The sequence below is a fragment of the Nocardia sp. NPDC047038 genome, from assembly GCF_040644075.1.
In the GTDB taxonomy this organism is placed as follows: Bacteria; Actinomycetota; Actinomycetes; order Mycobacteriales; family Mycobacteriaceae; genus Nocardia; species Nocardia sichangensis.
This window is the reverse complement of the sequence record NZ_JBEYVQ010000013.1, coordinates 166,851-187,102: the sequence shown is the minus strand read 5'-3', so window position 1 is coordinate 187,102 and position 20,252 is coordinate 166,851. Positions and strand designations below refer to the sequence as shown.

The window sequence follows — 20,252 nt, the reverse complement described above, 5'->3', positions numbered from 1 at the left end:
AGGGCGAGAACATCCCGGAGCCGGGCATTCCGGAATCGTTCAAGGTCCTGCTCAAGGAACTCCAGTCGCTGTGCCTCAACGTCGAAGTGCTGTCGGCGGGCTCGGCCATCGAATTCCAGCACGCCGACGACGAGGTGGATCGCACCGCCGCAAATCTGGGAATCAAGCTGTCCGGCAATGAGTCGGCCTCGGTGAACGACCTGTCGAGCTGATACTGCGCACAGTGATCCGCGCGCCGCGCACAGGGCCTGCCGGAATGGTCCGTGCGCGGCGCATCGGTACCGTCAGGACGCTCTTGCCTGGTTGGACGGTGGCTTGACCACGCCGACGAGCGATCCCGCGTTCATGGAATAGTGGTTGGATTTCAAACGGTCGCTGGAATTTCCTTCGATGGTGGTGATCTGGCCGGTTCGGGGATCCACGGACTCCACGATTCCGACATGGTCCGGGGTTCCGTCACCCTCCCAGTCGAAGATGATCATGTCCCCCTTTTGCGCACTCGAGATATTCGCCGCCAACCCCATGTGCTTGGCGTCGTTCCAGATGGAGGGCACGTAGTTCGGATTGGTCCAATGGACGTTGTAACCCGCCTTATCCCATACCCAGGTGGAGAAGGCAGCGCACCACGCGTCACCGATGTTGTACGGAACCTTGTGGGCCACTCCATCCTTGTCGTAGTACACCGGGGAATTGTCGCCATTACGTTCGGATACCCCGAGATTTAGTTGCTCCCGAGCCTTCGCGACGATATCGTCCGTGGTCCCGGTGCCGTTGGACCAGGTGGCATCGCTCGCGGGCAGCGCCCACGCAGCCCGGTTCCCCGCGTCCGGCGCATTTCCGTAGGGGTTGCGCGGGAGGTCCGGAATCATCTTGTAGATATTGCCCGCGTCCCGTCGCATGCCGTCGTCCGCGTCCTCGATCGTGTCGTGCACACGGTCCACGCCCTCCAAGATCAGCTGTAGCAGCCGGTTCTCCTCGGCGGGGGTCAGGTGCAAGTTGCCATCGGGCAGCCGGGTCAGCTGGTGCTCTCCGGGCTTGCGGCTCAGCTCGGTCACGAGCCCGTTCACGATCTCCTTGACATCCTGGAACGCCTTGTTCGAGGTGTCGAAGCTCGCGATGGCGCGTTCGTTCACACCGTCGTTCTGCGCTTGCAGTTGTGACGTCTTGTCCACGAACGCACCGCGCTGCTTGTCGTAGCCGTCGACCAGCACCGACGATCCGGGTTCGAGCGTCTGGGCGCCATCCTTGGTGAGCTTTTTGCCGTCCGCGCTCAGCAGCTTCTTGTCCCCCAGCCATGCGATCATGTCCGGCTGCCCGCCATCCCAGCCGGACGCGAACAGCACGACCGCGTTCTGCATGTACACATTCGCCACGTCGACCACTGCGTTGAGACCGGCACTGGCGTAGTCGGGATGCGGAAGGTCGGGGAGGTCTATGTCGGCAAGGGTCGTCATGCACGCCCTCCACTCCGCGCGATCTCCACGGCCCGTCCCCGCGGGACAACAAACAGCATCCGTAACCTCTCTCGGCGAGAGTCTCCTGGCACATGCGGCGCACGTGCGTTACCGCAAGTATCGGGCATTCCCGACATTGGAAATTGCCGACACGTCCGTCCGACCCCTGGGTGAGCTGCCCCGACGAACCGCACGAGTCGTGCGCTGTGGGGTGGACTACGTTGCCTGGGAAAGCCTCAGAGGGTCAGACGCACCATATCCGCCGTGCGCGCCAAACCGGGGAACGCCTGGGGGGTCGAGCGCGGATGCAGCGCATGCACCGCGAGCCGGAACATGACCGCGCGCAACAACATCTGCGGCCACTCCGGCAGGTCCGACCAGCGATCGAGTAAGCCGTCGTCCGCGCCGCCCCAGGAGAGTGCGTCCACCACGACCACCGCCGCTGCCCAGGGCACCGGACGCCAGTACGGGGTGAGGTCGGTGAGCCCGGGGGTCTGCGCGCCCGCGAACAACACGGTGCCGAACAGGTCGCCGTGCACCAGCTGCGGAGGCGACTGCACCGGCTTGCGGAGGGTGGCCAGTTGGCCGATCAGTTCGATGCTGCGCCGTCCGTCCGGGGAGGTCGACAGCGACGCTCCGCCCGCGCGCAGACTGCGCAGCGGCACCGGCTCCCAGGCGGCGCGATCGGCCGCGACGAATACGTCGATGTCGACCCACGGGACCACCGGTGGCTGAGCGAGGAAGCGCGGACGCTCCAGCTTCTCCGTCGCCTTGTGCAGGCGCAGCGACACCGAGACCACCTCGTCGTGTCGCGGTTCGGGCATGCCCTCCAGATAGGTGTCCGCGCGCCAGCCGGATACCACATAGCGACCGTCGGTCGCCCGCACCGGACGGGCCAGCCGCAGCCCGTCCACCTTCAACGCCTCACGGACCTTCGCCGACCACGCCGCACGCGCGTGATCGGTGACCGGACTGAGCACCACGTCGCCCAAGCGCCAGCCGCCTTCCCAGTCGCCGAGCGAAACCGGGGTCACTTCGCGCAGACCGAACGTGGCACGCACATGCTCGGGAGGTTCCACAGAAGTCACGGCCGTACGCTACGCTGCGTCGATTTCGGCGCGCCTCCGGCGCGCCGTGACTCAGTACACCGGCAGCGACTTGTCCACCTGGTTGGCCCAGGCGATCACGCCGCCTTGCAGGTGGGTGGCGTCGGAGAAGCCCGCGCGCTTGAGCGCGGCCAGGGCCTCGGCGGAGCGCACTCCGGTCTTGCAGTGCAGCACAATCGGACGGTTCTGGGGCAGTTCCGACAGCGCCTCACCGGACAGGATGCGGTCCTTCGGGATGAGCTTCGCGCCCTCGATGTGCACGATGTCCCACTCGACCGGCTCGCGCACGTCGATCAGCTCGATGTCCTTGCCCGACGCCAGCAGCTCCTCGAGCTCGCGCGCGGTGATGGTGGACCCGGCCGCGGCCACCTGGCCCTCCTCGGACACCACGCCGCAGAACGCCTCGTAATCGATCAGCTCGGTGATCGGCTGACGCTCCGGGTCGCGGCGCAGCTTGATGGTCCGGTAGTTCATGTCCAGTGCGTCGTACACCATCAGACGGCCGAGCAGCGGCTCACCGATGCCGGTGATCAGCTTGATCGCCTCGGTGACCATCACCGAACCGATGGACGCGCACAGCACGCCGAGCACGCCGCCCTCGGCGCAGGACGGAACCATGCCGGGCGGCGGGGCCTCCGGGTACAGGTCGCGGTAGTTGATGCCGCGTCCGTCCGGGGCGTCCTCCCAGAACACCGAGACCTGGCCCTCGAAGCGGTAGATCGAGCCCCACACGTACGGCTTGCCCGCCAGCACCGCGGCGTCGTTGACCAGGTATCGGGTGGCGAAGTTGTCGGTGCCGTCGACGATCAGGTCGTACTCGCGGAACAGTTCCACCGCGTTCTCCGGTTCCAGCCGGATCTTGTGCAACCGCACATCGATGCCGGAGTTGATCTCCAGGATCGAGTCGCGCGCGCTGTCGGCCTTCGGGCGGCCGATGTCGGATTCGCCGTGGATGACCTGACGCTGCAGGTTCGAGGCGTCGACCTCGTCGAACTCGACGATGCCGAGCGTGCCCACGCCCGCGGCGGCCAAGTACAACAGGGCGGGCGATCCGAGGCCACCCGCGCCGATCACCAGCACTTTGGCGTTCTTCAGACGTTTCTGCCCGTCCACGCCGAGATCGGGGATGATCAGGTGTCGGCTGTAGCGGGCTACCTCATCCCTGGTCAGCTCCGCGGCCGGCTCGACAAGTGGCGGCAGGGACTTGGGTGATGACACGTCCAGGACTCCTCGAATCGCTTGGCCGATCGCTGCGGCGGTATGACGCCCTCGGCGGGTTGGTTCAACAGTGCAACACCGACGACCGGGCCGTTCTTCCCGCCCATCGTTCCGTATACCCGCCGCACCGCGACAACCACCCCGTCCGGCGCAATCACTATCCCCGGGGGTAGGGCCAGGGGTTGAACCGGCAGCGCTTGCCGTCCATCGGCACCACGCCGTGCGGATCGAGGGCGGCGATGTCGTCGTTGCGGGTGCCGAAGGTCTGCTGCATCATCACCGGCGCCAGCCCGCCGTCGGTGTCGCACGCCTGATGCTGGTGGTAGCCGATGGCGTGGCCGACCTCGTGGTTGATCTGGTACTGCCGATAGGACCCGATATCGCCTTCGAACGCGAGCGCGCCGCGCACCCACCTGACCTCCGACAGCACGACGCGGCGATCATCGGCGTTGTAGCAGGAGGTATCGATCGGGATGTCGAAACCGCATTCCTTGCGGCTGGATCCCCGTGAGGTGAGCGAGACGCGGAAGTCCACCTCGCCTTGGTCGACCCGGCGGAACGCGAACTTGGGGTCGTGCGTCCAGCTCTTCGGGTTGGCCAGCGTGGAATCGATCATCTTGGCGACGGCCTCGTCCCCGCCCAGGCCGGAAGTGTCCACGCCGTTCTCGATTTCCACGGTGTAGCGGAAGGCGGTCGCGGTGCCGGTGCCGATCTGGGCGGTCGTGCCGGGCACTACATGCCAGACGCCCGCACCCGACTCGGCGAAGGCGCCGCCTTCCGGAAGAGCCCCGGTCGGCAGGTCGGTGGGAAACTGCCCGTCACCCGGCGGAGCGCCGATGATGCCCGCGGTCGCGGTGGCCGGACTGAGTCGACCGAGCCCAGGATCCGAGCCCGCGGCGTTGATGTCGTCGGTGGCGCGGATCGCGTCGACCACCACCAGAACGGTGATCACGACCAGAACCGGCAACGCGTACGCCCGCCAGCCGTAGGTCGAGACGAATCTGCCCAGTGCGCTCTGCTTCTTGGCATCCCGCTCGGGACGCGACCTCGTCCTGCCCTCGTCGGGAGCGGTGGGATCCCAGCGGGCGCGCAGCGGTTGGTGGGATCGCTCGGCCTTGTGCGAGTACAGACCGAGCGGATCATAGACCTCGGCGCCATCGTGTTCGAGCTGCGCCAGGGCTGAATCCGGCTGGGGCGCAGGAGGTTCAGGCGGTTTGCCGCGCACGCGTTTACTTGTCTCCCGGCCGGGCGACCCGCCGCCCGCCCCGGACCGCTCGGCTGCGCCGGTCCGAGCCGCCTCACCGGATCGCGCCACTGGCCAGGTTCTCGCCACGCCGTCCGACCCTACGGAACCGGGCGCGCCGGAGCCAGCCGGGCGACGCGCACCGCGCCGCCCGCCGGGGGGTCTTTCCGGTCGGTCGGTCACGTTCACCAGCGTCTCACAGCGGCGAATCCCCACCTGCGGGCATACCAGCGGGCCCGTCGGTGCGACAATGTGTCTCCGGGTGGCACCAGTTGCCCGGCCCCGATCCGCGGGCGGGCGACAACCGGGTATCGTTCTTGAGATAACCCGGTGCACACCCCTTTGCCGGGGAATCGACTGGGAGAGCCGAAATGACTGACCTCGTGGACCGGATGACGTCCCGTAGATCGTCGTCCGAGCCCGCCAAACGCGGTACCCGGCTTCCGCGCGACGAGCGACGTCTACAGCTGCTCGCGGCGGCAAGCGAAGTCTTCGTGCAGCGCGGTTATCACGCCGCCGGCATGGACGAGATCTCGCAGTGCGCCGGAGTGAGCAAGCCGGTGCTGTATCAGCACTTCACCAGCAAGCTCGAGCTGTATCTCGCGGTGCTGCAGAACTACGTCGACATGCTGGTGTCCAGCGTGCGCCAGGCGCTGCGCTCCACCACCGACAACAAGCAGCGCGTGCGCGCGGCGGTGCAGGCGTACTTCGATTTCGTGGACAACGAGATGCAAGGCTTCCGCCTGGTCTTCGAGTCCGACCTGACCAGCGAGCCGCAGGTGCAGCGCCGCGTCGAGCAGGCCACCGAGGCCTGTGTGGACGCGGTCTTCGACCTCGTCGCGCACGACTCGGGCCTCGATCCCTACCGGGCCCGCATCCTGGCCGTTGGCCTGGTCGGCGCGAGCCAGTTCACCGCACGGTACTGGCTGGAGGCCGATCGGCCGATCCCGAAGGAGGAGGCGGTCGACACCACCGTCTCGCTCGCCTGGGGCGGCCTGAAGCACGTGCCGCTGCACCCGATCGACTGAGCGCGGTCACGACGACGAGCGAGCCCCTGCCCCCGACCGATCGGGGGCAGGGGCTCGCTGGGTTTCGGCGGGAAGCCGGAAGTCAGACGGCGGCGAAACCGACGCGGCCGCCGGTGGTCGAGCCGATCTCGACGTAGGCGACCTTCGAAGCCTGGATCAGGAACTTGCGGCCCTTCTCGTCGGTGAGCGTCAGGACGCCATCGTCGCCGCCGAGCGCACCGGACACCAGCGCCTCGACCTCTTCCTGGGTCTGCGCGCTGCTGATCACCAGCTCGCGCGGGCTATCCGAAATACCGATCTTGACCTCCACGGCCAACCTCCGAACCTGAGAGTCCTGTGCTGTCGGTTCCAAGGCTAGTGCGGGCCGCCGGGGGCGCTCACTTGGGCTCGACGAGCTGGATCTCCAGTTCGATCTTGACCGTGTCGCTCAGCATGCCGGGCAGAGCTCCGCCGACGCCGAAGTCGGTGCGCTTGATGGTGCTGGTGGCGGAGAAACCCGCGTGCCGGTCGCCGGTGGGACCGAAGTCCTGCACACCGCCCCACTCGACCTCCAGCGTGACGGGCTTGGTGATCGCGCCGAGCGTGGCCTGCCCCTCGACCTCGAAGGTCTCGGCGACGACCACGGGATGGTCGGCGCGGAAGGTCAGCGTGGGGCGATTGGCGACGTCGAGGAAATCGGCGGTGCGGATGTGCGCGTCCCGGTCGGCGTTTCCGGTGTCGAAGGAGTCGAGGTAGATCGTCGCGCCGACGGTGGCCGCGCCCGATTCGTCGACCACGAATTCGGTCTCGAACCGGTTGAATCCGCCACGGACCTTGGAGATGCCGAGATGGCGAATGGTGAAGGCGACCGAGGAGTGCGCGGCGTCGAGTGCCCACGAACCGGTTTTCAGCGTGGTGGATTCCGAGGTAGATGTCATGCTTCCGACAATGACCGGACCGCGGTCCGGTAGCCAGACCGCCGTTATCCTGGACCTGACAGGGCGCGGATAACCGTCCTCGGACCGGGCACGATGGGATCTATGGCAAGCAACGGATTCGCGGAGTTCCTCATCGCCCGGCGCGCCGAACTGCGGCCGTCGGATGTCGGCTTGCCCGAGGGCGGCCGGCGCCGGACACCCGGGCTGCGTCGCGAGGAGGTCGCGGTGCGCGCGGGCGTCAGCGCCGACTACCTGGCCCGGCTGGAGCAGGGCCGCGACACCAATCCGTCGCTCGCGGTGATCGACGCGTTGGCCGACGCGCTGCTGCTGCGCGGCGACGACCGCCAGTACTTCGGCATGCTCGCGATGACCTCCGGCAACGAAACCCGTTGCCCCGGGAGCGAATCCGCCGCGGAGCAGGTGGCTCCGACGATCGAGACGATCCTGCACGCGTTGCAACCGACACCGGCCTTCGTGGTCGGCCGCAGACTGAACGTGCTGGGCTGGAACCAGGCGTGGGCCGATTTCGTCGCCCCGCTGGGCCTGCTGGACGGACCGGATCAGCCCAATCTCGCCTGGTACACCTTCGTGCATCCCGCCGCGCGGCGCGTCCTGCGCAACTGGGAGGAAGCCGCCGACACCTTCACCGCCGCCCTCTGCCGCGCCAAACTTCATTGGCCCGGCGATGCGGCGCTGCTCGAGACGATCGAGACGCTGCGCGGACTCCCCGATTTCGCCGGCCGCTGGAAGCCGCATCGGGTCGGCGCGCCCGGCTCCGGCACGCTGCACCTCGACCATCCCGTACACGGCATGGTCGAGGTCCCGTTCGAGATGTTGGAAGCCGACCGCAGGGACCAGAGCGTCGTGGTCTGGCTGATCGACCGGGCGAGCATCCACGCGCCCGGTTTGCGGCTGGTGCCCAACCGCGCGGCGAACGAATAGCTCAGATGCCGAGAACCGCCATGCGTTCGGCGTGGCTGTCCTGCATCCGCTCGAACAACGCGGCGATGCCGTTGAGATCGCCGGTGGCGGTGAGCACCAGATCCGTCAGCTCGTCGCGCTGCGCCATGACGAACTGCGCCTGGGTGATCGCCTCACCGAGCAGCCGCCTGCCCCACAGCGTGAGCCGGTCGCGCTCGGAGCGGCTCTCGGTGACCGCCCGCCGCACCTCCTCGACGACGAACTCGGAATGCCTGGTCTCGGCGAGCACATCGCGGACCACCGCGGCGACGTCGGGGGTCAGCGCGCCCGCGATCTCGGTGTAGAAGTCCGCGGCGATGCCGTCACCGACGTAGAACTTCACCATCGACTCGAGCCACGTCGACGGGTCGGTGGACGCGTGGTAGTCGTCCAGCGCGCGCACGAACGGCGCCATCGCGTCGAAGACGCCGGCGCCGCGCGCGGCCAGCGCGGACTCCAGCGTCTTGAAATGCTCCATCTCGGCCGCGGCCATCTTCGCGACCGCCACCTTGCCCCGCAGCGACGGCGACAGCTTGGCCTCCTCGGTCAGCCGGTAGAACGCGGATATCTCGCCGTAGGCGAGCACCGCGAACAGGTCGGTCACGCCGGGATGGCTCGCGGGGATGGAAAGGCTTGCTGGGTCGGTCGACGAAACACCTAACGCGGCAGGTGACTGTGCTCCCATGCGCCCCAGCGTAATACTCACCGCGACTCAGGAGGTCTCGGCAAGGAACTTCTCGAGGTAACTCCATGTCGTGTCACGTGCGGTCGGCGCGGCCAGGATGCCGAGGTGGCTGCCGGGCGCGGTCTCGTAACGGACCATGGCCGCTCCCGTGAGCAGGTGCACACCCCCCTCGACTGCGGGAGCCGGGGTGATCACGTCGGACGGCCCACCGACGAGCAGCACCGGCGCGGTCACGTTCGCCAACTCGATCCGGCGCTCGCCGAGCCGCACGACACCGCGACCGATGTCGTTGTTCAGGATGAACCGGCCCCACAGCTGACCGTAGAAACGACCCGGATATCCGGGCATCTCGGCCATGAACCGATCGATCGACTCCATCTTCGCCAGCGCCTCGGTCCGCGCGATATTGCTCGCGACGAACCATGGCCGGGTCAGCTCACGATCCCAGGCGGTGACCTTGTAGCCGATTCGAGTCAGTGTCGCAGGAACGCCACCGGCCGCGCGGATGACGGTCGAGGTGGCGCGGCCACCGGTGAGTTTCGCGACCGCGCGCAGCTGCGGCACGCCGGTCATCCGGTCGTAGTCCAGCGGCGAGCCGACGGCCGTGACGGACCGGATGGGCAGTTCGGCGTGCGCCGCGGCGGTCAGCAATGCCAGCGTGCCGCCGAGCGACCAGCCCACCAGATCCACCGCGCGCCCGTCGCGGTCGGCGCTGGTCCGCAGCACCGCCTCGGGCAGGATGTCGTCGATCCAGTCCTCGAAGCCCATGCGCCGGTCGGCGAAGGTGATCTCGCCGTAGTCGACGACGTAGGGGCTGTGGCCGATCTCCAGCAGGAAGCGCGCCAGGCTCTGGTCGGGCCGCAGATCGAAACAGGTGGCGGGCGCGGCGAGCGGCGGGACCAGCAGGACGGCCGAATCCGCTTCCGCCGCATCCCCCTCCGCGCGCTCGAACCGCCGCAGTTGCCGGTGCGGCTGGTCCCACAGGATCGTCGCGGGGGTCGGGTCCGGCGCCTCGATGCCGGAGCCGAAGGTCAGCGCCCAGGCGTTGCGCGCGGCGATGGTGACAGTGTCGGCAAGGCTCACAGCGAAGAGAGTCTCACATATCGGTACCGCCGGTAACAGGCAACTGCCCGCCGCGCTACCGCGGCCCCATGCCGACGGGGTTGAGCGGCGGAACCACCGACTCCTGCACGCTGCGCACCAGCGGCGCGAGCGAGGTGGCCAGCTCGGTGATCGCGTCGGCCGACAACACCGCGAGCGCACCGGTCCACGCCGCTTCGTCGGTCTCGGCCTCTACCGCGGCCAGCAGTTCCGCGCCGCTGCCGGTGAGAGTCGGAGTGACCGGCTCCCCCGCGACCAGCCCACGGGCCCGCAGCTCGTCGAAAGCGTCCGCCCATTCCCCCTCCGACACCCCGCGCGCGGGCCGCATCACCGATTCGGGCGCCTTGCCCGCTGCCACCTGCACGACCAGCGCATGGCGTCCGCTGAGACCGTGCGTGACCAGGGCCGCGACATGGCCGTCGCCGCGATGCTCACGCAGGGAGGTGGCCAGCTGCCACAGCGCGGCCACCGGGTCGACGGGCAGCGGCAAGGCCGCGTTCGCGGCGAACAGCGCCCGCCCCGTCGGATCGGCGGCACGCTGCACCGGCGCCAGCAGCTCGACCGCGCGAGCCGACACCGCGTCACCCGCGCCGACGCCGCGCAGCAGACCGGTGGCCAGCTCGAGCCGAGCGGCCAGGCAGCGTTGCGGCGTCGCCCGCTCCCACGCCTCCGGCAGCGCGCGACGCACCATGCCGGGGTGGAATCCGGCGAAAGCCGCCTGCACGGCAGCGGGCATCACCGCGCCCAGCGGCGCGGCGCGGAAAGCGAAGTAGGTCTGCCAGTAGCCGCGCAATCCGATCCCGACGCCCGCCTCCTTGACGCCGGTGCCGAAATAGACGACATCGTGTAGCGGTTCGAGCGTCGCCCAGATTTGCCGCGCCGGATGAATTCCCATGTGGCGCAGCGTACGTGGGCGCCCTGCACGGCGAAAGCGCGCTGCGGGTCCGCAGCATTTTCGATAGCGCGCCGTGGTGGCAATTCGAACGCGGCACAATATCACGCTACAATCGCGGCGGACAACGGAAAGTTTCGCTCGACAGAGTCGCCGGACGTCGCGCTCACGCACACCGCGGGGACGCCGCTGCGACTGCCGACCGGTTTCGAGTGCGAAGTTTTCGTTGGACAGGAAAATGTGCGCGCACCAATCCGCGTCACCAGTGCGCCGCGCCGATGTTTTGCGAGGTAGCCGCCGCTTTTGTGGCAGGCGCCCGGCATCCGGAGCGTGGCCGGGTGAAGTATCGCCTGCGGAGTCGTGGTCGTCGTGGACCGCCCGGTCCGCCCCACCTCGTGCGCGCGGGACGTGATTACGAGGAAGGCACGAACCCTGAGCAAGATCACAGTCGATCAGGAACCAGGTCTGGCGGAGACCCTGTTGACGGCCGAACTGGACGCAACGCATACCGCCCCGACTTTCGCCGAATTGGGCGTGCGCGCGGAAATCGTCCGCGCACTCGGCGAGATCGGAATCGAACGTACTTTCGCCATTCAAGAACTGACCCTCCCGCTGGCGCTCGCGGGAGAAGATCTCATCGGTCAGGCCCGCACCGGCATGGGTAAAACCTTCGGATTCGGCGTGCCGCTGCTGCACCGGATCGCCACCGCGGAATCCGGCACGACGCCGCTGGACGGCACGCCGCGCGCGCTGGTCATCGTGCCGACGCGCGAGCTGTGCATCCAGGTCACCCAGGACCTGGAGAACGCGAGCAAGTACCTGACCAACCATCAGGGGCCGCTGCGCGTGGCGTCGATCTACGGCGGCCGCCCCTACGAGGCGCAGATCGCGGCGCTGCGCGCGGGCGTCGACGTGGTCGTCGGCACGCCGGGCCGACTACTGGACCTCGCCGACCAGCAGCACCTGATCCTCGGCAAGATCGGCGTGCTGGTGCTCGACGAGGCCGACGAGATGCTCGACCTGGGCTTCCTCCCGGATATCGAGCGCATTCTCGGCATGGTCCCGGACAAGCGCCAGACCATGCTGTTCTCCGCGACCATGCCCGGGCCGATCATCACACTGGCGCGCACCTTCCTGACCCGGCCGACGCACATCCGGGCCGAGGAGCCGCACGACTCGGCGGTGCACGACCGCACCGCGCAGTTCGTCTACCGCGCGCACGCCCTGGACAAGGGCGAGTTGATCGCGCGGATCCTGCAGGCCGAGAGCCGCGGCGCGACGATGATCTTCACGCGCACCAAGCGCACGGCGCAGAAGGTGGCCGACGAACTGGCCGAGCGCGGGTTCGCGGTCGGAGCGGTGCACGGCGACCTGGGGCAGATCGCCCGGGAGAAGGCGCTGACCAAGTTCCGCAAGGGCACCATCGACGTGCTGGTGGCGACCGACGTCGCGGCGCGCGGCATCGATATCGATGACGTCACGCACGTCATCAACTACCAGTGCCCGGAGGACGAGAAAACCTACGTGCACCGGATCGGGCGCACCGGCCGCGCCGGGCGCACCGGCGTCGCGGTGACGCTGATCGACTGGGATGAGCTCAACCGCTGGTCGGCGATCGACGGCGCGCTCGGCCTCGGCATCCCCGAGCCGGTCGAGACCTACTCGCGCTCGCCGCACCTGTACACCGACCTCGGCATTCCCGAGGGCATCACCGGTGTGATCCGCAAGCCGAAGCCGGAACGCGACCCGGACGCGGTGGTGGTCGAACGCCAGGCCCGCGCCCCGCGCAAGCGCAACCGCAAGCGCACCCGCGGCGGTAAGCCGATCGACGGCGCACCGAACGTCACCGATGCGGCCGACACCGACTCCGCCGTGGACGACGAGGTCATCGACACGGAGCAGGAAGCCCCCGAGGCCGACAAGCCCGCCCGCCGCAGGCGCAGGCGGCGCAAGGCGACCGGCGACACCACCGACAGCGCCGCCACCGACGAGTCGAGCCCAGCGGCCTCGGACGACCACGGCGCCGCCGAGGGGACCGACACGACCGACCGTCCCGCTCGCCGCAGGCGCAGGCGGCGTCGGTCGAGCGAAGGAGACGTCGCGGCGGAGGACGCCGGGAGCGCGGCCGAGCCCGCGGCCGCCGCGTCGGCCTGACCGCCCGGATCGGCTAGTCTCGCAATCGTGCTCGCACCCGAGCGGCGGACGCGCGCCGATATCATCTCCGCAGTCGCGATCGCGGTTCTCGTCGTGATCGCGGCAGCCGTGGTGTGGGTGCGCGGCGACGCGCACGGCACCGAATCGGTGACCGCGTCCTCCACGGTGCCGACCCCGGTCGCGGCCGATCAGCTGCCGACCGCGCTGCGTGAGGTGTGGCACGCGCCCGACCGTGCGATCACGCGGGCGCTGGTGTCCGGTGGGGTCGCGGTGACCGGCGACGACGACACGGTCACCGGCCGCGACCCACGCACCGGCGATCAGCTCTGGAAGTACCGGCGCGACTTGCCGCTGTGCGGTGTCGAGGGCCAGTACGGCATGGTGATCGCGGTCTACCGCGACGAGCGCGGCTGCAGCCAGGCCACCATGCTGGCCGGCGACAGCGGCGCCCGCCGCACCGCGCGCAGCAGCTACATGGACCGGGAGGTGCGGCTGTCCACCGACGGCACCTACCTGTTGGCGCAGGGGCCGCAGCGGCTGGAGATGTGGCGTTCGGATCTGGTGCGCACCGTGGAGTACGGCTTCGTCGACGCCCCGGTGAACGTCAGGACGCAGCCGCGCAAAGGGTGCACGCTGCTGTCGTCGGGTTCCAGTCCGTCTCGGCTCGCCGTGCTGGAACGCTGCCCCACCGACCCGGCCGAGCGGCTGACGGTGCTCAACCCGGCTCCCAAGGACAACACGGTGCCGGAGGAGTTCGGCTCGCACGTATTGACCGGTCCCGGATCGGATTCCACGGAAGCACGGGTGCTCGCGGTCTCCGACAACCGCATCGTGCTCTACTTCCCCGCCGCGACCGGCGCCGAGCCGGTACCGCCTCGCTTGGCCGTCTATGACGGGAACGGCAACGCCGTTGTGGTGCATCAGCTTTCGGCGCCGCTGAGCCAGACGGCCACGACCACGCGCATCGGATCGGCCTATCTGGTCTTCACCGGGAACAGCGTGATCGCTTTGAACGGCAGCACTTTCGACCCGCTGTGGACCGCGGGCGGCGCGCTCGGGTCGCCCGCGCTGATGGCGGGCAAACTGCTGCTGCCGACCACCGGCGCGCTCGCCGTCCTCGACCCGGCCACGGGAACCGAAACCGGTCGGATTCCGGTGGACCGGCCCGGCTATACCGGAAACCCGATCTCGCTCACCGTGATCGGGAGCACCGTGCTGGAACTGCGCGACGGAGAATTGCACGCCTTCGGCTGAGGCACGCGGCGAATCTATTGGTGCCGCTGAGCTCCGACGTCACCAATCGACCACCTGCCGGTGCACGGCGCAGAAGGCCGGGGGCCGACTACGAACGAGCTCGCAATGGGTGACCGCGAGCGATCCGTTGCTCGCGAACTACCAGGCCGAGGTCTCGCGGCCGGTGCCGCTGACAGTGCTCGAGATCGAGCGGCCGACAGGATCGTAGTCCGCTTCGTCACCGTCGCGGGGAGACCACCGTGCCGCTCCATGATCAACGGTGGACCATCATGGAGGCATGTCCGCACTCGACGATGCCCGCGTTGTGCTGCTTCGGCACGGCGAGACCAGCTGGTCAACACAGCGGCGGCACACCGGCCGCACCGATCTCCCGCTCACCGAGCGCGGCGAAGAACAGGCCAGGACGGCAGGCGAGTTGCTCGCCACGCTGAAATTGCGAAATCCGTTGGTGCGCACCAGCCCCCGACTACGGGCGATGCGCACCGCGGAGCTGGCCGGGCTCACCGGCGCCGTGGTCGACGACGACCTCGCCGAATGGGACTACGGCGCCTACGAGGGACTGACCACCCCGCAGATCCGCGAGTCCGCGCCCGGATGGACCATCTGGACGGGCCCGGTCCCGGACGGTGAGACCGCACAGCAGGTGCGCGAGCGCGCCGACCGGGTGCTGGCCGACGTGGCACCCGCGCTGCCGGAGCGGGATATCGTGCTGGTGGGGCACGGCCACTTCTCCCGCGCGCTGATCGCCCGCTGGGCCGAATTCGACGTCCGGGAGGGCCGCCGATTCGCCATGTCGACCGGCGCGCTGACCGTGCTCGGCTACGAACACGACGCGCGCACGATTCGCACGCACAACCTGGTACACAACGGAGCGTCACTGTGACCCGACCCGCCACCGACCCCACCGCCGTCGACCGCACCGCCGTCGACCTCGGCGCCGCCGTCCTGCGCCGCGCCGTCCCGTCCGACGTGCCCGGCTTGGTCGACCTCATCTACGACCTCGCCGATTACGAGAAGGCACGGCACGAGTGCACGGTCACCCTCGAGCAGCTGCGCTCCGCGCTGTTCGGCGCGGAACCGAAGGTGTTCGCGCACGTGGTGGCGGACGAGTCGAGGCTGCTCGGCTGCGCCATCTGGTTCCTCAACTTCTCCACCTGGGACGGCGTGCACGGCATCTACCTGGAGGACCTCTACGTCCGGCCGGAGACCAGGGGCAAGGGCTACGGCAAGGCCCTGCTCACAGCCCTGGCGAAGGAAGCGGTCGAGCACGGCTACAGCCGCGTCTCCTGGGCGGTGCTGACCTGGAACAAGCCCTCGATCGACTTCTACGAATCGATCGGCGCCGTAGCCCAGGACGAATGGCTGGGCTATCGGCTGGCCGGCGACGCGCTCGGCAAGCTGGCCGCCGACGCGCGGTAGCGCGGATGTCCTGGTTCCCGCCGCTCGATCTCGCGTCCTGGCCCACCACTGCCGAATCGGCCATGGCCCTGCAGGACGAATTGCGGCCGCTGGTCACTCCGGTCACCCCGCCCGGTACCCGATTCCGAACGATGGCCGGACTCGACTCGGCCTACGACGACACCGGCGCCGTGGCCACGGCCGTCGTCGTCTTGGCGGCGGACACCCTGCGACCGGTCGCCTCCGCGGTCGCGCACGGCGTCGCCGATTTCCCGTACGTGCCCGGCCTGCTGGCTTTCCGGGAGATCCCGGCCACCCTCGCCGCGCTCGAAAAGCTCGACAGCGCACCGGATCTGCTGGTCTGCGACGGCCAGGGACTCGCCCATCCGCGCCGCTTCGGCCTCGCCTGCCATCTCGGACTGCTCACCGGCGTGCCGACGATCGGCGTGGCGAAGACGGTGTGGGGCGATTACGCCGAACCGGGCCCGCAACGCGGCGCGGCCACCGACATCACCATCGGCGGAGCGGTGGTGGGGCGGGCGTTGCGCACCAGAACCGGCGTCAAGCCGGTGTTCGTCTCCGTGGGGCACCGCATCGACCTCGACACCGCCTGCGCACAGGTGCTGGCACTGACCCCGCGCTACCGGCTACCGGAGACGACCCGGCACGCCGACCACCTCTGCCGCGCGGCGCTGCGCACGGCCACCGGGAACTATTCCGGTTCGACGCCGTAGTCCTGCGCCATCCAGCGGGTGGACGGCGGCGCGAACAGCAGCACCAGCGCGGCGACCGCGACCACCCCGAGCACCGTGCCGTAGACCGGCTGATGCGAGTCGGTGAGCAGCGACCAGGTGACCGGGAGCAACAGCAGCTGCGCGATGACGGCGATGGCGCGACCCCAGCGTTTTCCCAGCAGGAGCCCGATGCCTGCGGCCAGCACCGCCCCGCCGAGGATGCCGAACCAGGCCGCCGTGCCGTAGCCGCTGGTCGCGGACTGGTCGTGCCCGAGCAGCCCCCGCACCACCAGCACGATCGCGAAGCCGACGGCGACGACGCCTTCGAGCGTCACCAATCCGCCGGCCGCCCGCACCGTCGTCGGCGCCGTTCCCGCGGCCGCGCTCTTGTCGCTCACGATCGCGCCTCGCTCGGCTCCGTCGTGCGCCGCAGCGCACGGTGTCCTCGCTTCCCTTGCTGACGCTCGTTCACGCGGCAAGCCTACGGCCCCGCTGGTCCGCGTCATCGTCCTGGCGTATGCCGGGCAACGGCATCCGGCGCATCGCTCGCCGCTTTTCCAGGGCCGGTCGGCCGCCAACTAGGCTGCCATCGTGCGGACGCTGCTGATCGTGAACCCGAATGCCACCTCGACCACACCGGCGACCAGGGACCTACTCGCGCACGCGTTGGAGAGCCGCACTCAGCTGACCGTTGCGCATACCCAGCATCGCGGCCACGCCGCGGAACTGGCCCAATGGGCAGCCACGAACGAGATGGACCTGATCGTCGTGCACGGTGGCGATGGGACGGTCAACGAGACCATCAACGGCTTCCTGCCGCTGCCCGTCCTCGACGACGGTCAAGCCTGGTTGCCACGCCTGGGTGTGATCCCGGGCGGCTCGGCCAACGTCTTCGCCAGGGCGCTCGGCATCTCCCCCGACCCGGTGACCGCGACCAACCAGCTCATCGACCTGCTCACGCTGGACGCCGATCGCCGGATCGGTCTCGGGCTGGCCGACGACCGCTGGTTCTGCTTCAGCGCAGGCGTCGGACTCGACGCCGACGTCTGCGAGGCGATCGACGCGAGCCGCGCCCGGGGACGCGCCGCCACTCCGGCACGTTATGTTCGAACAACTGTGCGACAATTCTTCCGGGCAAAACGCAAGGAACCCGGCGTTCGGGTCGAAATTCCCGGCCGGGAGCCCGTGGACGAGGTGCATTACGCCTTCGTTACCAACACCACACCGTGGACATATCTGAATGCCACGCCGGTGCACACCAACCCCGGCACCCGGTTCGAAACGGGCCTCGGAGTGTTTGCGGTGCGCTCCATGGCGGTCCTCCCGACGCTCCTGCTCGCGCGCCAGCTCCTGGCGGCCAACGGGAATCCCAAGTCCCGCAATTTATTTCGCGAAGACGACGTTCCCGCCGTACGAATCGAGTCCAAAGAACCGATCGGCCTGCAAATCGATGGCGACTTCATCGGGAAGCGCAACGTGGTGGATTTCACTGCCGTGCCCGATGTCCTGGCCGTCGTCGCGCCGAGACCGCACTGAGCGGCGAAACACCGGGAAAAACATCGCTGTTAGTGGTGCGAAATCCGGGTAGAGCGAGTACAAAGGACCGGGCAGGCTTCCCCACAGCGGGGGCCTTCAGAGCGTGAGCTTCCCCACGGTGCACCGCGTGCCTATTGACATCTACGGTGTTCGTGAAAGCATTCACAAGCAACCGTGCGGAAACATTCGAGTCGCACAAGTGAACGAACCACAAACCATCGGCGCCCTGCGCGGCGCCCAGCAAAGGAGCAGAGGAATGGACTGGCGCCACAAGGCCATCTGTCGCGATGAGGACCCCGAGCTGTTTTTCCCCGTGGGTAACAGTGGTCCGGCGCTCGCGCAGATTGCCGATGCCAAGCTGGTCTGCGCTCGCTGCCCCGTAACCGCCGACTGCCTGTCCTGGGCCCTGAAGTCCGGACAAGACGCCGGCGTGTGGGGTGGTATGAGCGAGGACGAGCGCCGCGCGCTCAAGCGTCGCAACGCGCGCACCCGCACCCGCACCGTCGTCTGATCTCCAGACGACCGGCCTTACCGGGCCATTCAGCCCGGCCCGGTAACGCATTTCAGCCCGGCACCCAAAGGTGCCGGGCTGTGTTGTTTTTGCACGCTCGTCCGCGAACTGGAAATGACCGGTCTCGCTTCGCGACGAATCCGGAAGCCGACCAATGCGGTTCGCCGGATGGCAATATCGGCAGCGCGGATCAGAGCGCGGCGCGGGCCGCGGTTCGACTCGCGGACGAGCGGAACTTGTGGGAAAGTGGTTGGTTTCCAATCGGGTTGGGACGGTCGCGAATCAGTGCGACACCTCGCATTCCACTCGTTGCGGACATTCGGGAAGTAACCGTGCCGCAAGCCGCACACCGCGCCCGAGAAGCGGCCATTCCGCGACCTCCGAGCAACAGCGCGCAGCGGGCACGACCGATAGCGCGGGCGACGGATCCGGCACCGCCTGCTCGCGGCGATGGGAAACTGCGGCGCTGCCGAGCGCGACTTGACCCGGTGATCCTCGTGAGCTGCAGCTCAAGGCCCGAACGCGCTGGTCAGCGGCCGGAACGACGGCCAAGCGGAACGCGAAGGACGGCATCGGTACCGATGTCGGCGCCGGGGTGCAGGCCGATGGAGCCGCCGAGTTCGGCCGTCACCAAGGTGCGGACGATCTGGAGGCCGAGCCGATCGGAGGACTCCAGGCTGAACCCGGGCGGCAGACCGCGGCCGTCATCGCTGATGATCACGTCGAGCCAGCGGGCCGAACGCTCGGAACGGATTGTCACCGTGCCGTTTTCGCCCGAGTCGAAGGCATGCTCGATGGCGTTCTGCACCAGTTCGGTGAGCACCATCACCAAGGGGGTGGCGCGTTCGGCGGAGAAGACGCCGAGCGAACCGGCGCGGCGCACCTTGATGCGCGTGGTGTGCACCGTGGCCACGTCGGCCATGATCGGCAGCAGCCGGTCCACGACCTCATCGAGATCGACCTCTTCGTCCACCGACATCGACAGCATCTCGTGCACCGAGGCGATGGAGGTGACCCTGCGCACCGATTCGGTGAGCGCGACCTGCGCCTCCTCGTTCTCGGTGCGGCGGGCCTGCAGGCGCAGCAGCGCGGCGACGGTCTGCAAGTTGTTCTTGACCCGGTGGTGAATCTCCCGGATGGTGGCGTCCTTGCTCAGCAGCGCGCGATCGCGCCGCTTGACCTCGGTGACGTCGCGGACGAGCACCGCGGCGCCGGCCAGCTCACCGTGCGGGCGCAACACGAGGGTGCGCAGCAGCACGGTGGCTCCGCGCGCCTCCACCTCCATCCGGCGTCCGGTCCGCCCGGCCAGGGCGGCTTGGATGTCGCCGACCACTTCCTGGGCATCGAACGGGTCGGTGATCAGCGAACGGGTGGTGACGGCGAGATCCTGGCCTGCCAAGTCGGCCTGCAAACCCATCCGGTGGTAGGCCGACAGCGCGTTCGGGCTGGCGTAGACGACGATGCCCTCGGTGTCGAGCCGGATGAATCCGTCTCCCGCGCGCGGGCTGGAATGGGTGGCCGCGCGATCCTCGGTGGTCGGGAAGGTGCCTTCGGCGATCATCTGGCACAGATCGTCCGCGCACGCCACGTAGGCGCTCTCCAGCTGACTGCGCACCCGGGAGCGTTGCCGATCGGTGTCCCGGCTCAGCACCGCGATCACGTCGTCGCCGCAGCGCACCGGTATGGCCTCGCGGACCGCGGGCACCGGATGCGGGTGATAGACGCCGGAGGCCTCGCCCTCACTGTCGGCTCGTACGGTCTCGCCGGTGAGCAGCGCCTCGAACACCTGCGGATGGTCGGTCCGCAGCGCGACCGTGCCCACCAGGTCCTCCTGGTGCACGGTGGGCGCGGTGGTGGGACGGCACTGCGCGACGCAGACGATGTCCGCGCCGTCCGTCACCGGTCCCGCACCGACCCACAGCAGCAGATCGGCGAAGGACAGATCGGACAGCAACTGCCAATCGCCCACCACGCGCTGCAGATGATCCACGGCGACGCCGGGTAGGTCGGTGTGCTCGGCCAGCAGCTCGCTCAGTGTCGCCATGCAGATCTACCGCCGCA

At 68.7% G+C, this 20,252-nt stretch carries 21 protein-coding genes; 10 read left to right on the top strand and 11 right to left on the bottom strand.

All coding sequences use genetic code 11. The annotated features are described in order from the left end of the window. Window positions 1-212: hypothetical protein (locus ABZ824_RS31245; protein WP_356967402.1), on the top strand; the 212-nt coding region annotated here is incomplete at its 5' end. Between the two features lie 72 nt (window positions 213-284). On the opposite strand, the gene ABZ824_RS31240 is transcribed toward ABZ824_RS31245, so the two are convergent. The 4 genes from ABZ824_RS31240 to ABZ824_RS31225 form a co-directional block, all read right to left on the bottom strand. Then, a complete protein-coding gene (locus ABZ824_RS31240; RefSeq protein WP_356967400.1) occupies window positions 285-1,454 on the bottom strand; it encodes a CHAP domain-containing protein in 1,170 nt (389 codons plus the stop codon). A gap of 236 nt (window positions 1,455-1,690) precedes the next feature. Next, the gene (locus ABZ824_RS31235; protein WP_355077077.1) at window positions 1,691-2,542 is read right to left on the bottom strand and encodes a TIGR02569 family protein; all 852 of its coding nucleotides are present in this window, start codon (window positions 2,540-2,542) and stop codon (window positions 1,691-1,693) included. A 51-nt stretch (window positions 2,543-2,593) separates the two neighbouring features. Further along, window positions 2,594-3,778, bottom strand: a complete 1,185-nt coding sequence (gene moeZ, locus ABZ824_RS31230; protein WP_356967398.1) for an adenylyltransferase/sulfurtransferase MoeZ — start codon at window positions 3,776-3,778, stop codon at window positions 2,594-2,596. A 157-nt stretch (window positions 3,779-3,935) separates the two neighbouring features. Beyond that, window positions 3,936-4,907 (bottom strand): DUF3152 domain-containing protein, encoded by a 972-nt coding sequence (locus ABZ824_RS31225; protein WP_356967420.1) that lies wholly within the window; start codon window positions 4,905-4,907, stop codon window positions 3,936-3,938. A gap of 485 nt (window positions 4,908-5,392) precedes the next feature. On the opposite strand from ABZ824_RS31225, the gene ABZ824_RS31220 reads away from it, so the two are divergent. Then, complete coding sequence (locus ABZ824_RS31220; protein ID WP_039800303.1) at window positions 5,393-6,049, top strand: TetR/AcrR family transcriptional regulator; 657 nt, start codon at window positions 5,393-5,395, stop codon at window positions 6,047-6,049. An 82-nt stretch (window positions 6,050-6,131) separates the two neighbouring features. Here ABZ824_RS31220 and ABZ824_RS31215 read toward each other — a convergent pair whose 3' ends face one another. Together ABZ824_RS31215 and ABZ824_RS31210 are read right to left on the bottom strand one after the other, a co-directional pair. After that, window positions 6,132-6,359: a DUF3107 domain-containing protein gene (locus tag ABZ824_RS31215; protein ID WP_355077360.1), complete on the bottom strand. Its 228-nt coding sequence runs from the start codon at window positions 6,357-6,359 to the stop codon at window positions 6,132-6,134. Window positions 6,360-6,426: 67 nt separating this feature from the next. Beyond that, a complete protein-coding gene (locus tag ABZ824_RS31210) occupies window positions 6,427-6,966 on the bottom strand; it encodes a YceI family protein (protein ID WP_356967395.1) in 540 nt (179 codons plus the stop codon). Between the two features lie 102 nt (window positions 6,967-7,068). Here ABZ824_RS31210 and ABZ824_RS31205 point away from each other — a divergent pair, with 102 nt between their 5' ends. Then, window positions 7,069-7,908: a helix-turn-helix transcriptional regulator gene (locus ABZ824_RS31205; protein ID WP_356967393.1), complete on the top strand. Its 840-nt coding sequence runs from the start codon at window positions 7,069-7,071 to the stop codon at window positions 7,906-7,908. A gap of 1 nt (window position 7,909) precedes the next feature. Here the strand turns inward: ABZ824_RS31205 and ABZ824_RS31200 are convergent, their stop codons facing one another. Genes ABZ824_RS31200 through ABZ824_RS31190 form a run of 3 tightly spaced genes read right to left on the bottom strand, consistent with a single transcriptional unit; the run spans window position 7,910 to window position 10,607 of the window. Then, on the bottom strand, window positions 7,910-8,611 hold the full coding sequence (locus ABZ824_RS31200; protein WP_355077085.1) for a ferritin-like fold-containing protein: 702 nt from the start codon (window positions 8,609-8,611) through the stop codon (window positions 7,910-7,912). A gap of 27 nt (window positions 8,612-8,638) precedes the next feature. After that, window positions 8,639-9,694, bottom strand: a complete 1,056-nt coding sequence (locus ABZ824_RS31195; RefSeq protein ID WP_356967391.1) for an alpha/beta hydrolase — start codon at window positions 9,692-9,694, stop codon at window positions 8,639-8,641. A 55-nt stretch (window positions 9,695-9,749) separates the two neighbouring features. Further along, on the bottom strand, window positions 9,750-10,607 hold the full coding sequence (locus ABZ824_RS31190) for a hypothetical protein (protein WP_356967389.1): 858 nt from the start codon (window positions 10,605-10,607) through the stop codon (window positions 9,750-9,752). A gap of 408 nt (window positions 10,608-11,015) precedes the next feature. On the opposite strand from ABZ824_RS31190, the gene ABZ824_RS31185 reads away from it, so the two are divergent. The 5 genes from ABZ824_RS31185 (at window position 11,016) to ABZ824_RS31165 (ending at window position 16,144) form a co-directional block, all read left to right on the top strand. Then, window positions 11,016-12,758: a DEAD/DEAH box helicase gene (locus ABZ824_RS31185; RefSeq protein ID WP_356967418.1), complete on the top strand. Its 1,743-nt coding sequence runs from the start codon at window positions 11,016-11,018 to the stop codon at window positions 12,756-12,758. A 27-nt stretch (window positions 12,759-12,785) separates the two neighbouring features. Further along, window positions 12,786-14,012 (top strand): hypothetical protein, encoded by a 1,227-nt coding sequence (locus tag ABZ824_RS31180; protein WP_356967387.1) that lies wholly within the window; start codon window positions 12,786-12,788, stop codon window positions 14,010-14,012. A gap of 277 nt (window positions 14,013-14,289) precedes the next feature. After that, window positions 14,290-14,895, top strand: coding sequence for an acid phosphatase (locus tag ABZ824_RS31175; RefSeq protein ID WP_355077093.1), 606 nt, complete (start codon window positions 14,290-14,292; stop codon window positions 14,893-14,895). 62 nt (window positions 14,896-14,957) lie between these two features. Beyond that, on the top strand, window positions 14,958-15,431 hold the full coding sequence (locus ABZ824_RS31170; RefSeq protein ID WP_356967416.1) for a GNAT family N-acetyltransferase: 474 nt from the start codon (window positions 14,958-14,960) through the stop codon (window positions 15,429-15,431). A 5-nt stretch (window positions 15,432-15,436) separates the two neighbouring features. After that, window positions 15,437-16,144 (top strand): endonuclease V, encoded by a 708-nt coding sequence (locus ABZ824_RS31165; protein ID WP_356967385.1) that lies wholly within the window; start codon window positions 15,437-15,439, stop codon window positions 16,142-16,144. Here ABZ824_RS31165 and ABZ824_RS31160 read toward each other — a convergent pair. Then, window positions 16,123-16,542 carry a hypothetical protein gene (locus ABZ824_RS31160; RefSeq protein ID WP_039800324.1) on the bottom strand — a complete coding sequence of 140 codons (420 nt, stop codon included), beginning with the start codon at window positions 16,540-16,542 and terminating at the stop codon, window positions 16,123-16,125. The two genes, ABZ824_RS31165 and ABZ824_RS31160, sit on opposite strands and share 22 nt — an antisense overlap. A 193-nt stretch (window positions 16,543-16,735) precedes the next feature. Between ABZ824_RS31160 and ABZ824_RS31155 the strand changes: the two genes are divergently transcribed. Together ABZ824_RS31155 and ABZ824_RS31150 are read left to right on the top strand one after the other, a co-directional pair. Further along, window positions 16,736-17,680 carry a diacylglycerol kinase family protein gene (locus ABZ824_RS31155; protein ID WP_356967383.1) on the top strand — a complete coding sequence of 315 codons (945 nt, stop codon included), beginning with the start codon at window positions 16,736-16,738 and terminating at the stop codon, window positions 17,678-17,680. Window positions 17,681-17,936: 256 nt separating this feature from the next. After that, window positions 17,937-18,191 carry a WhiB family transcriptional regulator gene (locus tag ABZ824_RS31150; RefSeq protein ID WP_011211115.1) on the top strand — a complete coding sequence of 85 codons (255 nt, stop codon included), beginning with the start codon at window positions 17,937-17,939 and terminating at the stop codon, window positions 18,189-18,191. A 529-nt stretch (window positions 18,192-18,720) separates the two neighbouring features. Here ABZ824_RS31150 and ABZ824_RS31145 read toward each other — a convergent pair. After that, entirely contained in the window at window positions 18,721-20,235 is a 1,515-nt protein-coding gene (locus tag ABZ824_RS31145) for a histidine kinase N-terminal domain-containing protein (RefSeq protein WP_355077099.1), read from the bottom strand. Window positions 20,236-20,252: the final 17 nt, after the last annotated feature.